This window comes from Pseudomonas sp. LBUM1646 (genome assembly GCF_059716165.1).
Map to the genome: position 1 here is coordinate 1023993 of NZ_CP166810.1, position 18417 is coordinate 1042409.

16 protein-coding genes are annotated in these 18417 nt (G+C 60.4%); 9 read left to right on the forward strand and 7 right to left on the reverse strand.

The window, feature by feature from the left end; genetic code table 11:
• Positions 1-517: 517 nt before the first annotated feature.
• Entirely contained in the window at positions 518-1237 is a 720-nt protein-coding gene (locus tag ACA071_RS04385; protein WP_497643295.1) for an SIMPL domain-containing protein, read from the reverse strand.
• A 477-nt stretch (positions 1238-1714) separates the two neighbouring features.
• On the opposite strand from ACA071_RS04385, the gene ACA071_RS04390 reads away from it, so the two are divergent.
• The 4 genes from ACA071_RS04390 (at position 1715) to ACA071_RS04405 (ending at position 6292) form a co-directional block, all read left to right on the forward strand.
• The gene (locus ACA071_RS04390) at positions 1715-2977 is read left to right on the forward strand and encodes an ATP-binding protein (RefSeq protein WP_497643296.1); all 1263 of its coding nucleotides are present in this window, start codon (positions 1715-1717) and stop codon (positions 2975-2977) included.
• A complete protein-coding gene (locus tag ACA071_RS04395) occupies positions 2970-3530 on the forward strand; it encodes a response regulator transcription factor (RefSeq protein WP_007942792.1) in 561 nt (186 codons plus the stop codon). The genes ACA071_RS04390 and ACA071_RS04395 overlap by 8 nt, the downstream gene beginning before the upstream one ends.
• Before the next feature lie 97 nt (positions 3531-3627).
• Positions 3628-5355 carry an ABC transporter ATP-binding protein/permease gene (locus ACA071_RS04400; RefSeq protein WP_497643297.1) on the forward strand — a complete coding sequence of 576 codons (1728 nt, stop codon included), beginning with the start codon at positions 3628-3630 and terminating at the stop codon, positions 5353-5355.
• A 187-nt stretch (positions 5356-5542) separates the two neighbouring features.
• Positions 5543-6292, forward strand: coding sequence for a FadR/GntR family transcriptional regulator (locus ACA071_RS04405; protein ID WP_054616145.1), 750 nt, complete (start codon positions 5543-5545; stop codon positions 6290-6292).
• Positions 6293-6429: 137 nt separating this feature from the next.
• Here the strand turns inward: ACA071_RS04405 and ACA071_RS04410 are convergent, their stop codons facing one another.
• Positions 6430-6618, reverse strand: a complete 189-nt coding sequence (locus ACA071_RS04410; RefSeq protein ID WP_497643298.1) for a hypothetical protein — start codon at positions 6616-6618, stop codon at positions 6430-6432.
• Between the two features lie 15 nt (positions 6619-6633).
• Positions 6634-7932, reverse strand: coding sequence for a phospholipase (locus ACA071_RS04415; RefSeq protein WP_497643299.1), 1299 nt, complete (start codon positions 7930-7932; stop codon positions 6634-6636).
• A 238-nt stretch (positions 7933-8170) separates the two neighbouring features.
• Here ACA071_RS04415 and kdgD point away from each other — a divergent pair, with 238 nt between their 5' ends.
• The 5 genes from kdgD (at position 8171) to ACA071_RS04440 (ending at position 14862) form a co-directional block, all read left to right on the forward strand.
• Positions 8171-9082, forward strand: coding sequence for a 5-dehydro-4-deoxyglucarate dehydratase (gene kdgD / locus ACA071_RS04420; protein WP_497628051.1), 912 nt, complete (start codon positions 8171-8173; stop codon positions 9080-9082).
• Between the two features lie 74 nt (positions 9083-9156).
• Entirely contained in the window at positions 9157-10602 is a 1446-nt protein-coding gene (locus ACA071_RS04425; RefSeq protein WP_497643300.1) for an aldehyde dehydrogenase family protein, read from the forward strand.
• 101 nt (positions 10603-10703) lie between these two features.
• Positions 10704-12188, forward strand: a complete 1485-nt coding sequence (locus tag ACA071_RS04430; RefSeq protein ID WP_497645268.1) for an MFS transporter — start codon at positions 10704-10706, stop codon at positions 12186-12188.
• An 11-nt stretch (positions 12189-12199) separates the two neighbouring features.
• Positions 12200-13753 carry a galactarate dehydratase gene (gene garD / locus ACA071_RS04435; protein ID WP_497643301.1) on the forward strand — a complete coding sequence of 518 codons (1554 nt, stop codon included), beginning with the start codon at positions 12200-12202 and terminating at the stop codon, positions 13751-13753.
• A gap of 167 nt (positions 13754-13920) precedes the next feature.
• The gene (locus ACA071_RS04440; protein ID WP_497643302.1) at positions 13921-14862 is read left to right on the forward strand and encodes an AEC family transporter; all 942 of its coding nucleotides are present in this window, start codon (positions 13921-13923) and stop codon (positions 14860-14862) included.
• Between the two features lie 99 nt (positions 14863-14961).
• Here the strand turns inward: ACA071_RS04440 and ACA071_RS04445 are convergent, their stop codons facing one another.
• From ACA071_RS04445 to gatB, 4 genes are all read right to left on the reverse strand, one after another.
• Positions 14962-15342: a carboxymuconolactone decarboxylase family protein gene (locus ACA071_RS04445; RefSeq protein WP_497643303.1), complete on the reverse strand. Its 381-nt coding sequence runs from the start codon at positions 15340-15342 to the stop codon at positions 14962-14964.
• On the reverse strand, positions 15339-16400 hold the full coding sequence (locus ACA071_RS04450) for a calcium/sodium antiporter (protein ID WP_497643304.1): 1062 nt from the start codon (positions 16398-16400) through the stop codon (positions 15339-15341). Before ACA071_RS04450 ends, ACA071_RS04445 begins: the two co-directional genes overlap by 4 nt.
• 46 nt (positions 16401-16446) lie before the next feature.
• Positions 16447-16821, reverse strand: a complete 375-nt coding sequence (locus ACA071_RS04455) for a septal ring lytic transglycosylase RlpA family protein (RefSeq protein WP_497643305.1) — start codon at positions 16819-16821, stop codon at positions 16447-16449.
• A gap of 146 nt (positions 16822-16967) precedes the next feature.
• On the reverse strand, positions 16968-18413 hold the full coding sequence (gatB, locus tag ACA071_RS04460) for an Asp-tRNA(Asn)/Glu-tRNA(Gln) amidotransferase subunit GatB (protein WP_497643306.1): 1446 nt from the start codon (positions 18411-18413) through the stop codon (positions 16968-16970).
• Between the last annotated feature and the right edge of the window lie 4 nt (positions 18414-18417).

The window sequence follows — 18417 nt, forward strand, 5'->3', positions numbered from 1 at the left end:
GGCGTGCCTTCGTTCCGGTATTCATCTGGGGGCATCGCCTCCGGTCGGCTTCGCTTCGACCTCCTCTCGATGTGTGCGGCTTCGCCGCACGGCGCTGCGCGCCTGCCCCCCAGATGAACACCTCCACTCAGCCTCCCGAAGGGGCGGGTAGAGCAAGATCAAGAGCTGCAGGCGAGCTAACGCTCGGCCTGTTGAGTGGTGAGGAGCAGGGCGGTGTAGGCCGCTTTGCTTTCTTTTGATTTTGATTTTGTAGGAGCAAGGCTTGCCCGCGAAGGCGTCCTGACAGACGACCTGCTTCTTCCGGCTGTACTCGGTCAAACTGTAGAAGCGAGGCTTGCCCGCGAAAGCGGCCTGACAGCCGACCGATTTCTCACTGAGGCACTCGGTCCAACTGTGGGGCGAGCCTGCTCGCGAAGGCAACGGATCAATCTTTGCAAAACCCGACTGGCTCACCTCGGGCAATAAAAAACGGCGATCACTCCAAGTGATCGCCGTTTCTATTTACGGGACTATCGAATCAAGGCGTCATCAGCACTTCAATCGACCCATCCGCCGTCATGCTGACCTGGCTGGTGCCGGCCTCGACTTCAGGCGTCACCGGCGCCGAGTCCATGCCCGCCGCTTTCATCATCATTGGTGCGCGCATGTACGGTTGTGGATAGCCGTTGCTGTTCAGGTTCAGGTTAACGATTTTGTAACCCTTGCCACCCAACGCATCGGTAGCCAGTTGGGCACGAGCCTTGAACGCGGTGACGGCTTCTTTGAGCAGCGCGTCTTCGCTGGCCTTGCGGGTTGGCGTGGCGATGGCGAAGTCCATGCCGCCCATTTTCAGGTCGGTGAGCAATTCGCCGGTCAGTTTCGACAGGGCGGCAAAATCCGAGCTTTCCAGGCGCAGTTCGGCGCGTTCACGCCAGCCGGTGATTTTCTGGCCCTTGGTGTCGTAGATCGGGTAGCTGTTGCGGCTGCCCTGGCGCAGGGTGATGTCTTTGACTTGCTTGGCCTGGCCCAGCGCCTTGTTCATGGTGGTGCTGACGTCGGCGGCGAGTTTGGCCGGGTCGGCGTTTTGTTCTTCGGTATAGAGGGTCACGATCATCAGGTCGCGGGCCACTTCCTGGCTGACTTCGGCGCGCAGGGAAATCTGGTTGTAATGCAGTTCGTCGGCGGCCAGGGCCGGGAGGCTGGCGACGGTGCCCACGCTGAGGGCGAGGAGGGCGGCGCTGCGGCGCATTGTGTGCATGAAAAGCTCCTTGGAAGGGGCGCAGGGGTTAAGGTCCGAGCCTGCGTGAAACTATCAGACTCTAGCTTTTATGATCCGGTTCGCCCAGTTACAACTTCTATACAGATGAACAGCAGGTGGCTGTGTAGCAGCTGCCGAGGTACGAGGCTGCGTTCGCTTGTAGCAGCTGGCGAAGCCTGCGTTCGGCTGCGAAGCAGTCGTGTAATCAGGCGGCGCGGTGTTTCAGGAAGACGGCGTGCTCAGGTTTTACGACTGCTTCGCAGCCGAACGCAGCCTCGTACCTCGGCAGCTGCTACAAGTGGACGCAGGCTCGTACCTCGGCAGCTGCTACAAGTGGACGCAGGCTCGTACCTCGGCAGCTGCTACAAGTGTTTTGTTGGGCGTTGACATGTGGCCGTTTGCCGCACTTTTGCCTGCCAGCCCCCGTGCTTGGTTATACTCCCGGCGATCCGCCTGGAGCGCTCATCAGGAGAGCTCATGCTCGCCCCCGTTCAAATCACTTCCGCGACTCGCCAGAATCTCTGGCGGCTGACGTTCATCCGCACTTTGGTGCTCGCCGCCCAGGCCGGTTCAGTCGGGCTGGCTTACTGGTTCGATTTGCTGCCATTGCCCTGGTTTCAACTGGCGATGACCCTCGGCTGTTCGATGCTGCTGTGCGCCTTCACCGCCATTCGCCTGCGCACTTCGTGGCCGGTCACCGAACTCGAATACGCCGTGCAACTGGCCTGCGACCTGTTTATCCACAGTGCCTTGCTGTATTTCTCCGGTGGCTCGACCAACCCGTTCGTCTCTTATTACCTGGTGCCGTTGACCATCGCCGCCGTGACCTTGCCGTGGCGCTTTTCGCTGATTTTGTCCGGCATCGCCCTGGCCATGTACACCTTGCTGCTGGCGCGGTTCTACCCGCTGCAAACCTTCCCGATTGCTCGGGAAAACCTGCAGGTCTACGGGATGTGGCTGAGCTTCGCGCTCGCCGCGGCAGTCATCACGTTTTTCGCTGCACGCATGGCCGAAGAGTTGCGGCGTCAGGATGAACTGCGCGCCATCCGCCGCGAAGAGGGCCTGCGCGATCAGCAGTTGTTGGCCGTTGCGACGCAAGCCGCCGGTGCTGCTCATGAGCTGGGCACGCCCCTGGCGACCATGAGCGTGCTGCTCAAAGAGATGCAGCAGGATCATCCAGACCCGATGTTGCAGGATGATCTGAAAGTGCTGCAGGATCAGGTCAAACTCTGCAAGGAAACCTTGCAACAACTGGTGCGCGCTGCCGAGGCTAATCGCCGCTTGGCCGTGGAGATGCAGGACGTCACCGACTGGCTCGACGAAGCCCTGAACCGCTGGCACCTGATGCGCCCGGAAGCCAGTTACCGCTTCCAGCGCCTCGGCCAAGGCACGGTGCCACGCATGGCGCCGCCGCCGGACCTGACCCAGGCGCTGCTGAATTTGCTCAACAACGCCGCCGATGCCTGCCCCGAAGGGCTGCAAGTGACGCTCGATTGGAATGCCGAGGATTTGACCATCAGCATTCGCGACCACGGCGCCGGTGTGCCGCTGGCCATCGCCGAACAGATCGGCAAACCGTTTTTTACCACCAAGGGCAAAGGTTTCGGCCTGGGCCTGTTTTTGAGCAAGGCCAGCGTGACACGCGCCGGCGGCTCAGTGAAACTCTACAGTCATGAGGAAGGTGGCACGCTTACCGAGCTGCGCCTGCCCCGTGTCGCCCGAGGAGACGAACATGAGTGACGAGATCCAAGTAGAAGGCGAAGAACTGCCGCATTTGTTGTTGGTAGACGATGACGCCACCTTCACCCGCGTAATGGCCCGTGCCATGGCTCGCCGGGGTTTTCGCGTCAGCACCGCCGGCTCTGCCGAAGAAGGCCTGACCATCGCCCAGGCCGACCTGCCGGATTACGCCGCGCTCGACCTGAAAATGGACGGCGATTCCGGCCTGGTATTGCTGCCGAAACTGCTCGAACTCGACCCGGAAATGCGCGTGGTGATCCTCACCGGTTACTCGAGCATCGCCACCGCCGTCGAGGCGATCAAGCGCGGCGCCTGCAATTACCTGTGCAAACCGGCCGACGCCGATGACGTGCTGGCCGCGCTGCTGTCCGAGCACGCTGACCTCGACACCTTGGTGCCGGAAAACCCGATGTCCGTGGACCGCTTGCAGTGGGAGCATATCCAGCGAGTGTTGACCGAGCACGAAGGCAACATCTCCGCCACGGCCCGCGCCCTGGGCATGCACCGCCGCACGCTGCAGCGCAAACTGCAGAAGCGCCCCGTTCGTCGCTGAACCTGCGCTGAATGAATGCAGGCCGCTCCTCGCGGGGAACCGAACCGATCATCTATGATCGGTTCGTGTGTGTTCATTTCTCTATCGAGCCTTATCCATGAATCAGAACGCTGAATATTCCGCGGTCAATGATGCTGTGCGCGGGCAGTTTTTTCGCAAAGTCTGGGCGATGACCACGCCCTACTGGCGCAGCGAAGAGAAGGTCAAGGCATGGACGCTGCTGATCGCCGTGATTGCGCTGTCGCTGATCAGCGTCGGGATCTCGGTGTGGTTCAACACCTGGTACAAGGACTTCTACAACGCCCTGCAAAAGAAAGACGAGGCGGCGTTCTGGACGTTGATTCTGTATTTCTGCGCGATTGCCGCAGTGGCGATTGTCGGCGCGGTGTACCGGCTCTATCTGACCCAGATGCTGACCATCCGCTGGCGGGCCTGGCTTACCGAAAAGCACTTCGCCCGTTGGCTCGGCAACAAGAATTACTACCAGCTGGAACAGGGCGGTTACACGGATAACCCGGACCAGCGGATTTCCGAAGACCTGAACAACTTCACCTCGAACACGCTGGAACTGGGCATTGGTTTGCTGCGCAATGTCGTCAGTCTGGTGTCGTTTTCGATCATTCTGTGGGGCGTGTCGGGCAGTATTGAAGTGCTTGGTTTCACCATTCCCGGCTATATGTTCTGGTGTGTGCTGGTCTATGCGGTGATCGGTAGCTGGCTGACCCATTTGATCGGTCGTCGCCTGATCGGCCTCAACAACCAACAACAACGTTTCGAGGCCGACCTGCGTTTCTCCATGGTCCGGGTTCGTGAAAACGCCGAAAGTATTGCGTTGTACAACGGCGAGCCGAATGAAAATCGGCGCTTGAGCAGCCGTTTCGGCCTGGTCTGGCACAATTTCTGGGACATCATGAAAGTGTCCAAGCGCCTGACTTTCTTTACCGCCGGTTACAGCCAGGCCGCCATCATCTTTCCGTTCATGGTCGCCGCGCCACGTTATTTCGCGGGCAAGATCGAGCTCGGAGAGCTGATGCAAATCAGTTCGGCGTTCGGCAACGTGCAGGAGAGTTTCAGCTGGTTTATCAGTGCGTACCAGAACCTTGCCGCGTGGCGCGCCACCTGTGATCGTCTGCTGAGTTTCCATCAGGCCATGCGCGATAACGAAGAGCGTGCGCCGGCCATCGACGTGCAAAACCAGGGCTCGGACTTGAAGATCCACAACCTGGGCCTCGACCTGGCGGACGGTCGTCACTTGCTGACCAACGCCGACATGACTGTGGAGGAGGGCGAGCGCGTCATGCTCAGCGGGCGTTCCGGCAGCGGCAAATCCACTTTGCTAAGGGCAATGGGGCATTTGTGGCCCGCGGGTCACGGCAACATCCGCCTGCCGGCGGCGCGTTATCTGTTCTTGCCGCAGAAGCCGTACCTGCCGATTGGCACGTTGCGTGAGGCGTTGAGTTATCCACAGCCCGGCGACACCTATGCGCCTGAGCGTTATGTAGAAGTGTTGGAAACCTGCCGCTTGCCGCACCTGGTGGCGCGACTGGATGAAGCCAATCACTGGCAGCGCATGTTGTCGCCGGGTGAGCAGCAACGATTGGCCTTCGCCCGGGCGCTGCTTTACGCACCGCAATGGCTGTACATGGACGAAGCCACGTCGGCGATGGATGAAGAGGACGAAGCGTCGCTGTATCAGGCGTTGATCGATGAAATACCGGGGCTGAGTATTGTCAGCGTCGGCCATCGCAGCAGCCTGAAACGTTTCCACCCACGACACATCCGCATCGACAATGGCCATCTGGTGGATCAAGCCGTGACCGCCTAAACACCATAGTCCCCCGTAGGAGCTGCCGAAGGCTGCGATCTTTTGATCTTGAAAATCAAAGTCAAAAGATCGCAGCCTTCGACAGCTCCTACAGGGGGGGAACGTGATCCACAGCTCAACGGTGATCGTACAACCCGCTTGCGCTATGATGCGCTTTCAGCCGAATTCTTCGAGACAGACGTTCACCATGGAAAACCCGATCGACGCACCTCGCCTCCCTCGCAAGCGCCGCAGCCTCGCTCAGGAACTGGTGACGGTGCTGTCCGAGCAGATCCGCGACGGTCAGCTCAAGCGTGGCGACAAGTTGCCCACCGAGTCGGCGATCATGGACGCCCATGGCGTCAGCCGCACCGTGGTGCGTGAAGCGATTTCCCGTTTGCAGGCCGCCGGGCAGGTGGAAACCCGTCACGGTATCGGCACCTTCGTGCTGGATACGCCGAGCCCGAGCGGTTTCCGCATCGACCCGGCCACCGTCGTCACCCTGCGTGACGTGCTGGCGATCCTGGAACTGCGCATCAGCCTCGAAGTGGAATCCGCCGGCCTCGCCGCGCAACGCCGCAGTGCCGAGCAGCTTGGTCTGATGCGGGCGGCACTGGATGCGCTGAACGAAAGCGCTTCCCACGCCAGCGATGCCGTGGCCTCGGACTTCCAGTTCCACCTGCAAATCGCCCTGGCCACCGGTAACCGCTACTTCACCGACATCATGACCCACCTGGGCACCAGCATCATTCCGCGCACACGGCTGAACTCCGCGCGCCTGGCCCATGATGACCAGCAGCACTACATGAACCGTTTGAGTCGTGAGCACGAAGAGATTTACGACGCGATTGCCCGCCAGGATTCCGATGCGGCGCGGGCGGCGATGCGGTTGCATTTGACCAACAGTCGCGAGCGGCTGCGCCATGCCCATGAAGAGGCAGAGGCGCAACGCGGGTAAGTACTGAGATCGTTTTTTAGATCGTTCCCACGCTCTGCGTGGGAATGCAGCCCGGGACGCTCCGCGTCCCAAGAGCGGACGCAGAGCGTCCATTGAGGCATTCCCACGCAGAGCGTGGGAACGATCGAGCGATCGGGTCAGGCCTTCAATATCGACCGATCGACCCGCACCGCCAACTCGGCCGTCCCAGGCTTTGCATCAAAAACCACCAGCCCCTGAGCATCTATCACCGCCCGCGCAATCGGCTGCCCCTTGGACAACAATTCCAACGGCGCACCCTTGAGCGACTGGCCCGAAGCCAATTCCAGTTTCACTTTAATCGTCATCTTTAGATCTCCTTATCAGGCAACATTGCCGGTTGGGTGGTAGTCCTTGAGCAGCAAATACGTGCTCCAGCCCCACCAGTCATCCACGGTGGCGGTGTCATTCAAGTTGTTCACATCCTTGCGCCGCAGCACCTTGCCGCCCTCGACCCGGAACAGCGGCGAAAAATTGCTCGCCAGGTTCAGCACCGCTTGCAGGTCCGGCAACTGTTTCAACGCGGCGAAGTTGTTGAATGCCGGAACCGTTCCGCTGAGGTAAGCCGCGAACACTTCATCCGCCGACGTCTGAACCGCTTGGTTGACGTGCAGCCGATTGGCGCTGTCGATGGCGTCGAAATAGCGTTTGTCGCCATAGGCGCGCCATTGCTCACCGTTGGCATTGCGCACATTGAGGCCGAACTTGCTGTCTTCGTCGTGCATGAAGCGGGTGATCAGCGAGCCCAGGTCACTCGGCGTCACGGCTGCCGCCATGGCTTTACGCGGCACTCGCAAGTGGCCGGCGGAAAACAGGTCGGTGAGATAGTGATCGGCAAAGGCGTTCATCGCGTAGGCGACTTCCAGCTGTTTTTCATCACGGCTGGTGTGAGCCGCCGCTGCGTGCTGAAGCGCGGCGGTGTGACCGGCGATGTAAGCCTGCTGCGCCCATTCGCCAAAGTGGTCGGCGTTGTTCGCCGCCAGTTTCAGATAACGGCCCAACGGGAACAGCGCCGAGACGAAACTGCCGCCGCCGGTGATCTTGTTCCACTCTTCCGACAACGTATCACCCAGGGCGTCATAGGCTTCGTGGGGTTGTTTGCCGTCCTTGATCGCCTGTTTAACGGCATCGATTTCTTTCTGCATGACGGCGAGGATTTTCTCGGCCTCGACTTTTGAAGCGGACAACACCGCCAAGGTGTCAAACGCAGCGATAAAACGGTTCAGGCGATCCACCGGAGTGGCGCCGTCGCTCACTGGCTGATCCGGGATGCCGTAGAAATCACCGCCCAATGCCAGCACCTGGCCGTAGGTTGGTGCCAGCCCGTTGGTCAGGTGCAATTGCACGTTCTGGGCGAGGACTGGCTCGGCGTTTTCGACGAAGCGCAGCAGGGTGTTGTCGCCAATGGCGGTGTGTTCGCCGCCCTCGAACTTCAGCACCGGCTTGCCTTTCACGGCTTTTGCGGGGGCAGGAGTCGGCTGATGGCTGTGATGCTCGGCGATGTGGAGCACCAGGTGATCGTTGTCCCCGGCAACGGCGATGCCGTGCTCGGTAAAAAGATCATCGAAACGCGCAATGACCTGCTTCGGTTGTTCCTTCGGTTGCATGTGTAGACCTGACATTTCTAGCTCCTTGATATGTCGTAGGTAGGTTCTGATTTAGCTGTATGTATATACAGTTAAATCGAGCTTAGTCGAGAATCTTCCTACGTCAAGAAATCTGCTCGTCTGACTCGAATTTTGCGGCCGGCGATGAAATGCAGTTGACGGTTGTATTTTAAGTTGTACGATGACTTACAACTTCGGCCAAGGCTGAACGGTTTTCTCACACACAAGCGTTGCTACCCAGGGTGTTCGAATAATGAATCCACAAGAACTGAAGTCCATCCTCTCTTCCGGTCTGCTGTCCTTCCCGGTCACCGACTTCAATGCCCAGGGCGATTTCCATCGCGCGGGCTACATCAAACGTCTCGAATGGCTGGCCCCATACGGCGCCTCGGCACTGTTCGCCGCGGGTGGTACCGGTGAGTTCTTCTCTCTGGCGGCCAGCGAATATTCGGAAATCATCAAGACCGCTGTCGACACCTGCGAAACCAGCGTGCCGATTCTGGCCGGCGTGGGCGGTTCGACCCGTCAAGCCATCGAATACGCACAGGAAGCCGAGCGTCTGGGCGCCAAAGGCCTGTTGCTGCTGCCGCACTACCTGACCGAAGCCAGCCAGGACGGTGTTGCCGCCCACGTTGAAGCCGTGTGCAAATCGGTGAAAATCGGCGTGGTGGTCTACAACCGCAACGTGTGCCGCCTGACCGCGCCATTGCTGGAACGCCTGGCCGAGCGCTGCCCGAACCTGATCGGCTACAAGGATGGCCTGGGCGATATCGAATTGATGGTGTCGATCCGTCGTCGTCTCGGCGATCGCTTCAGCTACCTGGGTGGCTTGCCGACCGCCGAAGTTTACGCCGCGGCTTATAAGGCGCTGGGCGTACCGGTCTACTCCTCGGCGGTGTTCAACTTCATCCCGAAAACCGCGATGGATTTCTACCACGCCATCGCTCGCGAAGATCACGCCACCGTTGGCAAGATCATCGACGACTTCTTCCTGCCGTACCTGGACATCCGTAACCGCAAGGCCGGTTACGCGGTGAGCATCGTCAAGGCCGGGGCAAAAATTGCCGGTTATGACGCAGGTCCTGTGCGTGCACCGCTGACCGATCTGACGGCCGAAGAGTACGAAATGCTCGCCGCGCTGATCGACAAGCAAGGTGCTCAGTAACACACCTGATTAACCAAGGCCGCTGAGTGATCAGCGGCTTTTTGTGTGAGGACTTCTTTTTAAGGGGAAAGCCTGTGGCTGATTCAAAGCGTTTTGATAACTACATCAATGGTGAGTGGGTTGCGGGCAGTGAATACTGCGCCAACATCAACCCGTCCGAACTGACCGATACCATCGGCAACTATGCCAAAGCCGATCTGGCCCAGGTACACGCCGCTATCGACGCCGCGCGCGCCGCGTTCCCGGCCTGGTCGACCTCGGGCATTCAGGCTCGCCACGATTCGCTGGATAAAGTCGGCACTGAAATCCTCGCCCGTCGCGAAGAACTCCGCACTCTGCTGGCCCGGGAAGAGGGCAAGACCCTGCCTGAAGCCATCGGCGAAGTGACCCGCGCCGGTAACATCTTCAAATTCTTCGCCGGTGAAACCCTGCGCCTGTCCGGCGACTACCTGCCGTCGGTGCGTCCGGGCGTCAACGTCGAAGTCACCCGCGAAGCGCTGGGCGTGGTCGGTCTGATCACGCCGTGGAACTTCCCGATCGCCATCCCCGCGTGGAAAATCGCCCCGGCCCTGGCCTACGGCAACTGCGTGGTGCTGAAACCGGCGGACCTGGTGCCGGGTTGCGCCTGGGCCCTGGCTGAAATCATCTCCCGCGCAGGCTTCCCGGCCGGCGTGTTCAACCTGGTGATGGGCAGCGGCCGCGTGGTTGGCGATGCACTGGTGCAGAGCCCGAAAGTCGATGGCATCAGCTTCACCGGTTCTGTCGGTGTCGGTCGTCAGATCGCCGTAAGCTGCGTGTCGCGTCAAGCGAAAGTCCAGCTGGAAATGGGCGGTAAGAACCCGCAAATCATTCTGGATGACGCTGACCTCAAGCAAGCAGTCGAGCTGTCGGTACAGAGCGCGTTCTACTCCACCGGCCAGCGTTGCACCGCCTCGAGTCGCTTCATAGTCACCGCCGGGATTCACGACAAGTTCGTTGAAGCCGTGGCCGAGCGCATGAAGTCGATCAAGGTCGGCCACGCGCTGAAAACCGGCACCGACATCGGTCCCGTGGTTTCCCAGGCGCAGCTTGAGCAGGACTTGAAGTACATCGACATCGGCCAGTCCGAAGGTGCACGTCTGGTCAGCGGCGGCGGTTTGGTGACCTGCGACACCGAAGGCTACTACCTCGCGCCAACCCTGTTTGCCGACAGCGAAGCCGCGATGCGCATCAGCCGCGAAGAGATCTTCGGCCCGGTGGCTAACGTGGTTCGCGTGGCGGATTACGAGGCGGCACTGGCCATGGCCAACGACACCGAATTCGGTCTGTCGGCGGGCATCGCCACCACCTCGCTGAAGTACGCCAACCACTTCAAACGCCATTCCCAGGCCGGGATGGTGATGGTCAACCTGCCGACCGCCGGCGTGGATTACCACGTTCCGTTCGGTGGGCGTAAAGGTTCATCCTATGGTTCCCGCGAGCAAGGTCGCTACGCGCAAGAGTTCTACACCGTGGTGAAGACTTCTTATATCGGTTCGTAACTCGCAACACCGCGGTGTCCGGTTTTACCGGCCACCGCAAACCCCTGTAGGAGCTGTCGAGTGAAACGAGGCTGCGATCTTTTGATCTTTGGCGCCTTTGAATACGCCGAAAATCAAGATTAAAAGATCGCCGCCTCGTTTCTCTCGACAGCTCCTACAGGGAATACACGGAATACCAAGATTCACCCGCGCATAAAAATAATCAGTGGGAGTACATCTACATGCAAGCGACCAAGCCGACCCACGTCCGCTATTTGATTTTGCTCATGCTTTTTCTGGTGACCACGATCAACTACGCCGACCGGGCTACTATCGCCATCGCCGGCTCCAGCCTGCAAAAAGACCTCGGCATCGACGCGGTCACCCTCGGCTACATCTTCTCTGCATTCGGTTGGGCCTACGTGGCCGGGCAAATTCCCGGTGGCTGGTTGCTCGACCGTTTCGGCTCGAAAAAAATCTACGCGCTCAGCATTTTCACCTGGTCGCTGTTCACCGTGCTGCAGGGTTATGTCGGTGAGTTCGGCATATCCACGGCCATCGTTGCGCTGTTCATGCTGCGCTTCCTGGTGGGCCTGGCCGAAGCGCCATCCTTCCCCGGCAACGCGCGCATTGTGGCGGCCTGGTTCCCGACCGCTGAACGCGGCACGGCTTCGGCGATCTTCAACTCGGCGCAATACTTCGCCACGGTGTTGTTTGCACCGCTGATGGGCTGGATCGTCTACACCTTCGGCTGGCAGCACGTGTTTGTGGTCATGGGCGGCATCGGCATCGTGTTCTCGCTGATCTGGCTGAAAGTTATCCACAGCCCGCGCCAGCACCCGATGATCAACGAGGCCGAGTTCAAGCACATCGCCGACAACGGCGGCATGGTCGACATGGACCAGGACAAAGGCAAAGGTAAAAAGGTTGATGGTCCGAAGTGGGACTACATCCGCCAGTTGCTGACCAACCGCATGATGCTCGGCGTGTACCTTGGCCAATACTGCATCAACGGCATCACCTATTTCTTCCTGACCTGGTTCCCGGTGTACCTGGTGCAGGAACGCGGGATGACCATTCTCAAGGCCGGTTTCATTGCCTCGTTGCCGGCAATCTGCGGCTTTATCGGTGGCGTGCTCGGCGGGGTGATTTCCGATTACCTGCTGCGCAAGGGCCATTCCCTGACCTTCGCGCGCAAGGCGCCGATCATTGCCGGTTTGCTGGTATCCAGCAGCATCGTCGCCTGTAACTACGTGGACATCGAATGGATGGTCGTCGGCTTCATGGCCCTGGCGTTCTTCGGTAAAGGCGTAGGTGCGCTCGGCTGGGCCGTGGTGTCTGACACCTCGCCGAAACAGATCGCCGGTTTGAGTGGCGGCCTGTTCAACATGTTCGGCAACATCGCGTCGATCACCACCCCGATTGTCATCGGCTACATCATCAGCGCCACCGGTTCGTTCAAATGGGCGCTGGTGTTTGTGGGTTGCAACGCGTTGGTCGCGGTGTTCAGTTACCTGGTGATCGTTGGCCCGATCAAACGCGTGGTGCTCAAAGAGCCGCCAAGCACCGGTCCTGAACTGACCAAATTATCTGAAGCGCATTCCTGAGGAGCGGCGTCATGCAGTTGATTGAACATTCCGACTCGCCGCGCTACATCCGTCTGCACGAGCGGGACAATGTGGTGATCGTGGTCAATGACCAGGGGGTGCCGGCCGGCACCGAGTTTCCCGATGGCCTGGTGACGGTGGATTTCGTGCCGCAGAGCCATAAGGTCACCCTCGAGGACATTCCCGAGGGCGGCCAGGTGATTCGCTACGGCCAGACCATCGGCTACGCGTTGCAGCCGATTCCGCGCGGTAGTTGGGTCAGGGAAGATCAACTGCGCATGCCCACCGCGCCACCGCTGGACAGCCTGCCGCTGTCCACTGATGTGCCGGCGACCCAGGCACCGCTGGAAGGCTTCACGTTCGAGGGTTATCGCAACGCCGACGGCACTGTCGGCACGCGCAATATTCTTGGTATCACCACCACCGTGCAATGCGTCACCGGCGTGCTCGACCATGCGGTCAAGCGCATCAAGGACGAGTTGCTGCCGCTGTATCCGCACGTCGATGACGTGGTGGCGCTGACCCACAGTTACGGTTGCGGCGTGGCGATTACGGCCACCGACGCGTACATCCCGATCCGCACGGTACGCAATCTGGCGCGCAATCCGAACCTGGGTGGTGAAGCATTGGTCATCAGTCTTGGCTGCGAGAAATTGCAGGCCGGGCAGGTGATGCACGATAACGACAGTTCGGTGGATTTGAGCGAACCGTGGCTGTATCGCTTGCAGGATTCGAGTCACGGTTTCACCGAGATGATCGAGCAGATCATGGCGCTGGCCGAAACCCGCTTGAAGAAGCTCGACCAACGTCGCCGCGAAACCGTGCCGGCGTCCGAGCTGATCCTCGGCATGCAGTGCGGCGGCAGCGATGCGTTCTCCGGCATCACCGCCAACCCGGCGCTCGGCTATGCCTCGGACTTGTTGCTGCGGGCCGGTGCGACGGTGATGTTTTCCGAAGTCACCGAAGTGCGCGATGCGATTTACCTGCTGACCTCCCGCGCCGAAACCAAGGAAGTCGCCGAGGAACTGGTGCGGGAAATGGACTGGTACGACCGTTACCTGGCCAAGGGCGAAGCGGATCGCAGCGCCAACACTACGCCGGGGAACAAGAAGGGCGGGTTGTCGAACATTGTCGAGAAGTCGTTGGGCTCGATCGTCAAATCCGGCAGCAGCGCGATCAATGGCGTGCTCGGCCCTGGCGAGCGCTTCAAGCGCAAAGGGCTGATCTTCTGCGCGACCCCGGCCAGTGATTTTGTCTGCGGGACGTTGCAACTGGCGGCGGGGATGAACTTGCACGTGTTCACCACCGGGCGTGGCACGCCATATGGTTTGGCGATGGCGCCGGTGGTGAAGGTGTCGACGCGGACCGAGTTGGCGCAGCGTTGGCCGGATTTGATTGATATCGATGCCGGGCGAATTGCCACCGGGCGCGCTTCGATTGAAGACCTCGGCTGGGAGTTGTTTCACTACTACCTGGACGTGGCCAGCGGCAAGAAGCAGACGTGGGCCGAGCAGCACAAGCTGCATAACGACATCACCTTGTTCAACCCGGCGCCGATCACCTAACGATCATTCCCACGCTCTGCGTGGGAATGCAGCCCGGGACGCTGCGCGTCCCACAGCGTGACGCGGAGCGTCACAAGAGGCGTTCCCACGCAGAGCGTGGGAACGATTCGGGTGAAAGTGGCTTATCATCAGCGCCTTAATGACGCCCACCCAAGGTCCCCTCCGGCATGCTGGCAATCTTCCTCGAAACCCTGAACATCACCGCGCCGGTGTTTGCCATGCTGTTTCTGGGTGTGCTGCTCAAGCGCATCGACTGGATCAACGACAACTTTATCCACACCGCCTCGGCCCTGGTGTTTAACGTCACCATGCCGGCGTTGCTGTTTCTAGGCATCCTGCATGCCGACCTGCACGCCGCGCTGCAACCGGCGCTGCTGATCTACTTCTCGGTGGCAACCCTGGCGAGTTTCGCCATCGCCTGGGGTTGGGCGATCTGGAAGTGTCCGCGGGAAGATCGGGGCATCTACACCCAAGGCGCGTTTCGCGGCAACAACGGGGTGATTGGCCTGGCGCTGGCGGCGAGCATGTACGGCGACTATGGGATTTCCCTCGGGGCGATTCTCGCGGCACTCGTCATCCTGTTCTACAACACCCTCTCGACCATCGTGCTGGCGGTGTACAGCCCGGTGATCAAATCCGATCCGTGGAGCATCTGCAAAAGCGTGTTCAGTAACCCGCTGATCATCAGCGTGTTTGCGGCGGCGCCGTTCGCCTATTTCAAGCTCAGTTTGCCGGGGTGGCTGGAGACGTCCGGTCAGTACCTGGCACAAACCACTTTACCGTTGGCGTTGATCTGCATCGGCGGCACCTTGTCGCTCGCAGCGTTGCGCAAAAGCGGCAACATGGCGCTGAGTTCAAGCCTGGTGAAGATGATCGGCCTGCCGGTGCTGGCGACCGTTGGCGCGTGGATGTGGGGCTTTCGTGGGGCAGAGTTGGGGATTCTGTTCCTGTACTTCGGCAGCCCGACGGCGGCGGCGAGTTTTGTCATGGCGCGACAGGCCAATGGCAACCATGAATTGGCGGCAGCGATTATTGTGATTACGACGTTGATGGCGGCGGTGACCACCAATATCGGGATCTTTGCATTGCAGTGGGGTGGCTGGATTTAAGGGCAAAGGTCAAAAGATCGCAGCCTTCGGCAGCTCCTACAGAGGAATGCGTTCGGCGTAGGAGCTTCCGAAGGCTGCGAACTTTTCGAGGCGCTGAAATCACTCTGGCTTCTGGTAACTGTCGATCACTTCCTGCGCCGCGCGAAACGCATCAATCGCCGCCGGCACACCCGCATACACCGCGCAATGCAGCAGTGCTTCACGAATCTCTTCCACCGTGCAGCCATTATTCAGTGCACCACGCACATGACCTTTCAACTCTTGCGGGCACTTCAACGCAGTCAGCGCGGCGAGGGTGATCAGACTGCGGGTTTTCAGCGGCAGGCCTTCACGGTTCCAGACGCTGCCCCAGGCGTGTTCATTGACGAAATCCTGCAGCGGCTGGCTGAACTCGGTGGCATTGCCCAGCGCCCGGTCGACGAAAACATCGCCCATCACTTGGCGGCGCACTTCAACGCCGGGCTTTTTATTGTCGGTCATGGCACATCCCTCTTATGGTGTTGGCGGCGCCAGGCGCGCAGCGACGTGAACAGCAAGAACGCCACCAGCGCCGGCAGGACGAAAATCAGCATCAGGTGTTCCAGCTTGCCGGCCAGGGGCATGCCGGTGGTGAACGACACCACGTGCAGCCCGTACGCCAGGTACAAGCCAAGAAACAGCAGCCCCTCGGCCCGAGTCACCCGATAACCGGAATAGAACACCGGCAGGCATAGAACGGCGACGCCGAGCATCACTGGCAAGTCGAAATCCAGGGCGTTGGGCGACACCGACAGCGGCGACGGCGCCACCAACGCGGTAAAGCCAAGTACCCCCAAAAGGTTGAACAGGTTGCTGCCAATCACGTTGCCCACGGCGATCTCCCGCTGACCGCGCAATGCGGCGATCAGCGAGGTGGCCAGTTCCGGCAGCGAGGTGCTGATAGCTACGATGGTCAGGCCGATGACGCGTTCCGACAAGCCCAGGTCGGTGGCGACCGACACGGCGGCACCCAGCAGCAAGTGGCCGGCATACACCAGCATCGCCAGCCCGGCGACGATCATCAGCAGGCTGGTGATCCACGGGGCTTGTGACTTGGCGTCATGGCTCGATGGCGGCCGGGCCGAGTGCCGCGACTGGCGCAGCAGCAAGCCCAGGTACACCACCAGCGCGGCCAGCAGGATCACGCCGTCAGTGCGGGTCAGTTCTTCATTCCAGGCCAATACACAGACCAGCAGGCTGGCGCCGATCATCAGTGGAATGTCCAGGCGTACGAGCTGGCGCGATACCCGTAACGGAATGATCAACGCGGACAGGCCGAGGGTGACGAGGATGTTGAAAATGCTGCTGCCGATCACACTGCCGACAGCGATGTCAGGGTTTTGCGCCAGCATGGCTTGCAGGCTCACGGCCATTTGCGGGGCGCTGCTGCCGAGGGCGACGATGGTCAGGCCGATGATCAACGGCCGCACATGCAGGCGCGCGGCCAGGCGCACGGCGGCGCGCACCATCAGCTCGGCGCCGGCGATCAATAGAAACAGGCCGCTGAGCAGTTCGATCACGCTCAGCAGGGGGATGTCTTCTAATCCGTAAATGGTCGGGGCTCCGTCAGTCGTCGAGGGCTTGCACGCGAACCCGTCCGGTGCCGCTGCGCAGCATGCCCAAGCGTTCGGCCGCCTCGCGAGACAGATCGATCAGGCGGCCTCGGGTATGCGGCCCGCGATCGTTGATGCGGACCACGCAGGACTTGTCGTTATTCAGATTGGTGACCTTCACCCGCGTGCCAAACGGCAACTGTCGATGGGCGGCGGTCATGGAATTCATGTTGAAACGTTCACCGCTGGCGGTGCGTTTACCTTGGTGTTTGGCGCCGTAATAGGACGCGGTGCCGGTCTTGTCGTAACCGTGTGGGTCGATGATGTCATTGCTGGCGCAACCGGCCAGCAGGGAGAGCAGGGCGCAGGCGCCCAGTAGACGCTTCATTCAAAAGCTCCCAAGTGATCGTTCCCACGCTCCCGCGTGGGAACGCATCCCGTGACGCTCTGCGTCACATTGCGATGGACGCGGAGCGTCCGGGGCGGCATTCCCACGCAGAGCGTGGGAACGATCCTCGGGCGCAAGACCACGGTTTAGCCTTCGAGCTTGCTTTTCAGCAATTCGTTGACCTGTTGCGGGTTGGCCTTGCCTTTGGAGGCTTTCATGGCCTGGCCGACGAAGAAGCCGAACATCTTGCCGCGTTTGGCTTCGTCTGCCGCGCGGTATTGTTCAACCTGTTCGGCGTTGGCCGCGAGCATCTCGTCCAGCACCGCAGAAATCGCGCCGCTGTCGGTCACTTGCTTCAAGCCGCGCTTGTCGATGATCTCGTCCGCGCTGCCTTCGCCGTTGGCCATCGCTTCAAACACCACCTTGGCGATTTTGCCGGAGATGGTGTTGTCGGTGATGCGCAGCAGCATGCCGCCCAGTTGCTCGGCCGAAACTGGCGACTGGTCGATGTCCAGGCCCTGCTTGTTCAACAGGCTGCCCAGTTCAACCATCACCCAGTTGGCCGCCAGTTTGGCGTCGCCGCCGATGCTAGCGACTTTCTCGAAGTAATCGGCTTGCTCGCGGCTGGTGGCCAGGACGCTGGCGTCGTAGACCGACAGGCCGAACTGTGCCTGGAAGCGCTCGCGTTTCTGGGGTGGCAGTTCCGGCAAAGTGGCGCGCACGTCGTCGAGGAACGAGTCCTCGATGACCACCGGCAACAGGTCCGGGTCGGGGAAGTAACGGTAGTCGTTGGCTTCCTCTTTGCTGCGCATCGGACGGGTTTCGTCCTTGTTCGGATCGTACAGGCGCGTCTGCTGGATCACCTTGCCGCCGTCTTCGATCAGCTCGATCTGACGACGCACTTCAGTGTTGATCGCCTTCTCGATAAAGCGGAACGAGTTGACGTTCTTGATCTCGCAGCGAGTGCCGAATTCAACCTGGCCCTTCGGACGGATCGACACGTTGCAGTCGCAACGCAGCGAACCTTCGGCCATGTTGCCGTCGCAGATGCCCAGGTAACGCACCAGCGCGTGGACGGTCTTGACGTAGGCCACGGCTTCCTTGGCGCTGCGCATGTCCGGCTCGGAAACGATTTCCAGCAGCGGCGTGCCGGCACGGTTCAGGTCGATGCCGGTGGCACCGTTGAACTCTTCGTGCAGGCTTTTACCGGCGTCTTCTTCCAGGTGCGCACGGGTCACGCCGACACGTTTGATCGTGCCGTCTTCCATGGCGATGTCCAGGTGGCCCTTGCCGACGATCGGCAATTCCATCTGGCTGATCTGGTAGCCCTTGGGCAGGTCCGGGTAGAAATAGTTTTTGCGGGCGAACACGTTGTGCTGGCCGATCTCGGCATCGATTGCCAAGCCGAACATCACCGCCATGCGCACCGCTTCCTGGTTCAGCACCGGCAGTACGCCGGGCATGCCCAGGTCGACCAGGCTGGCCTGGGTGTTCGGCTCGGAGCCGAACGTGGTGGAACTACCGGAAAAGATTTTCGACCGGGTGGTGAGCTGGGTATGAATCTCCAGCCCGATCACGACTTCCCATTGCATGTGT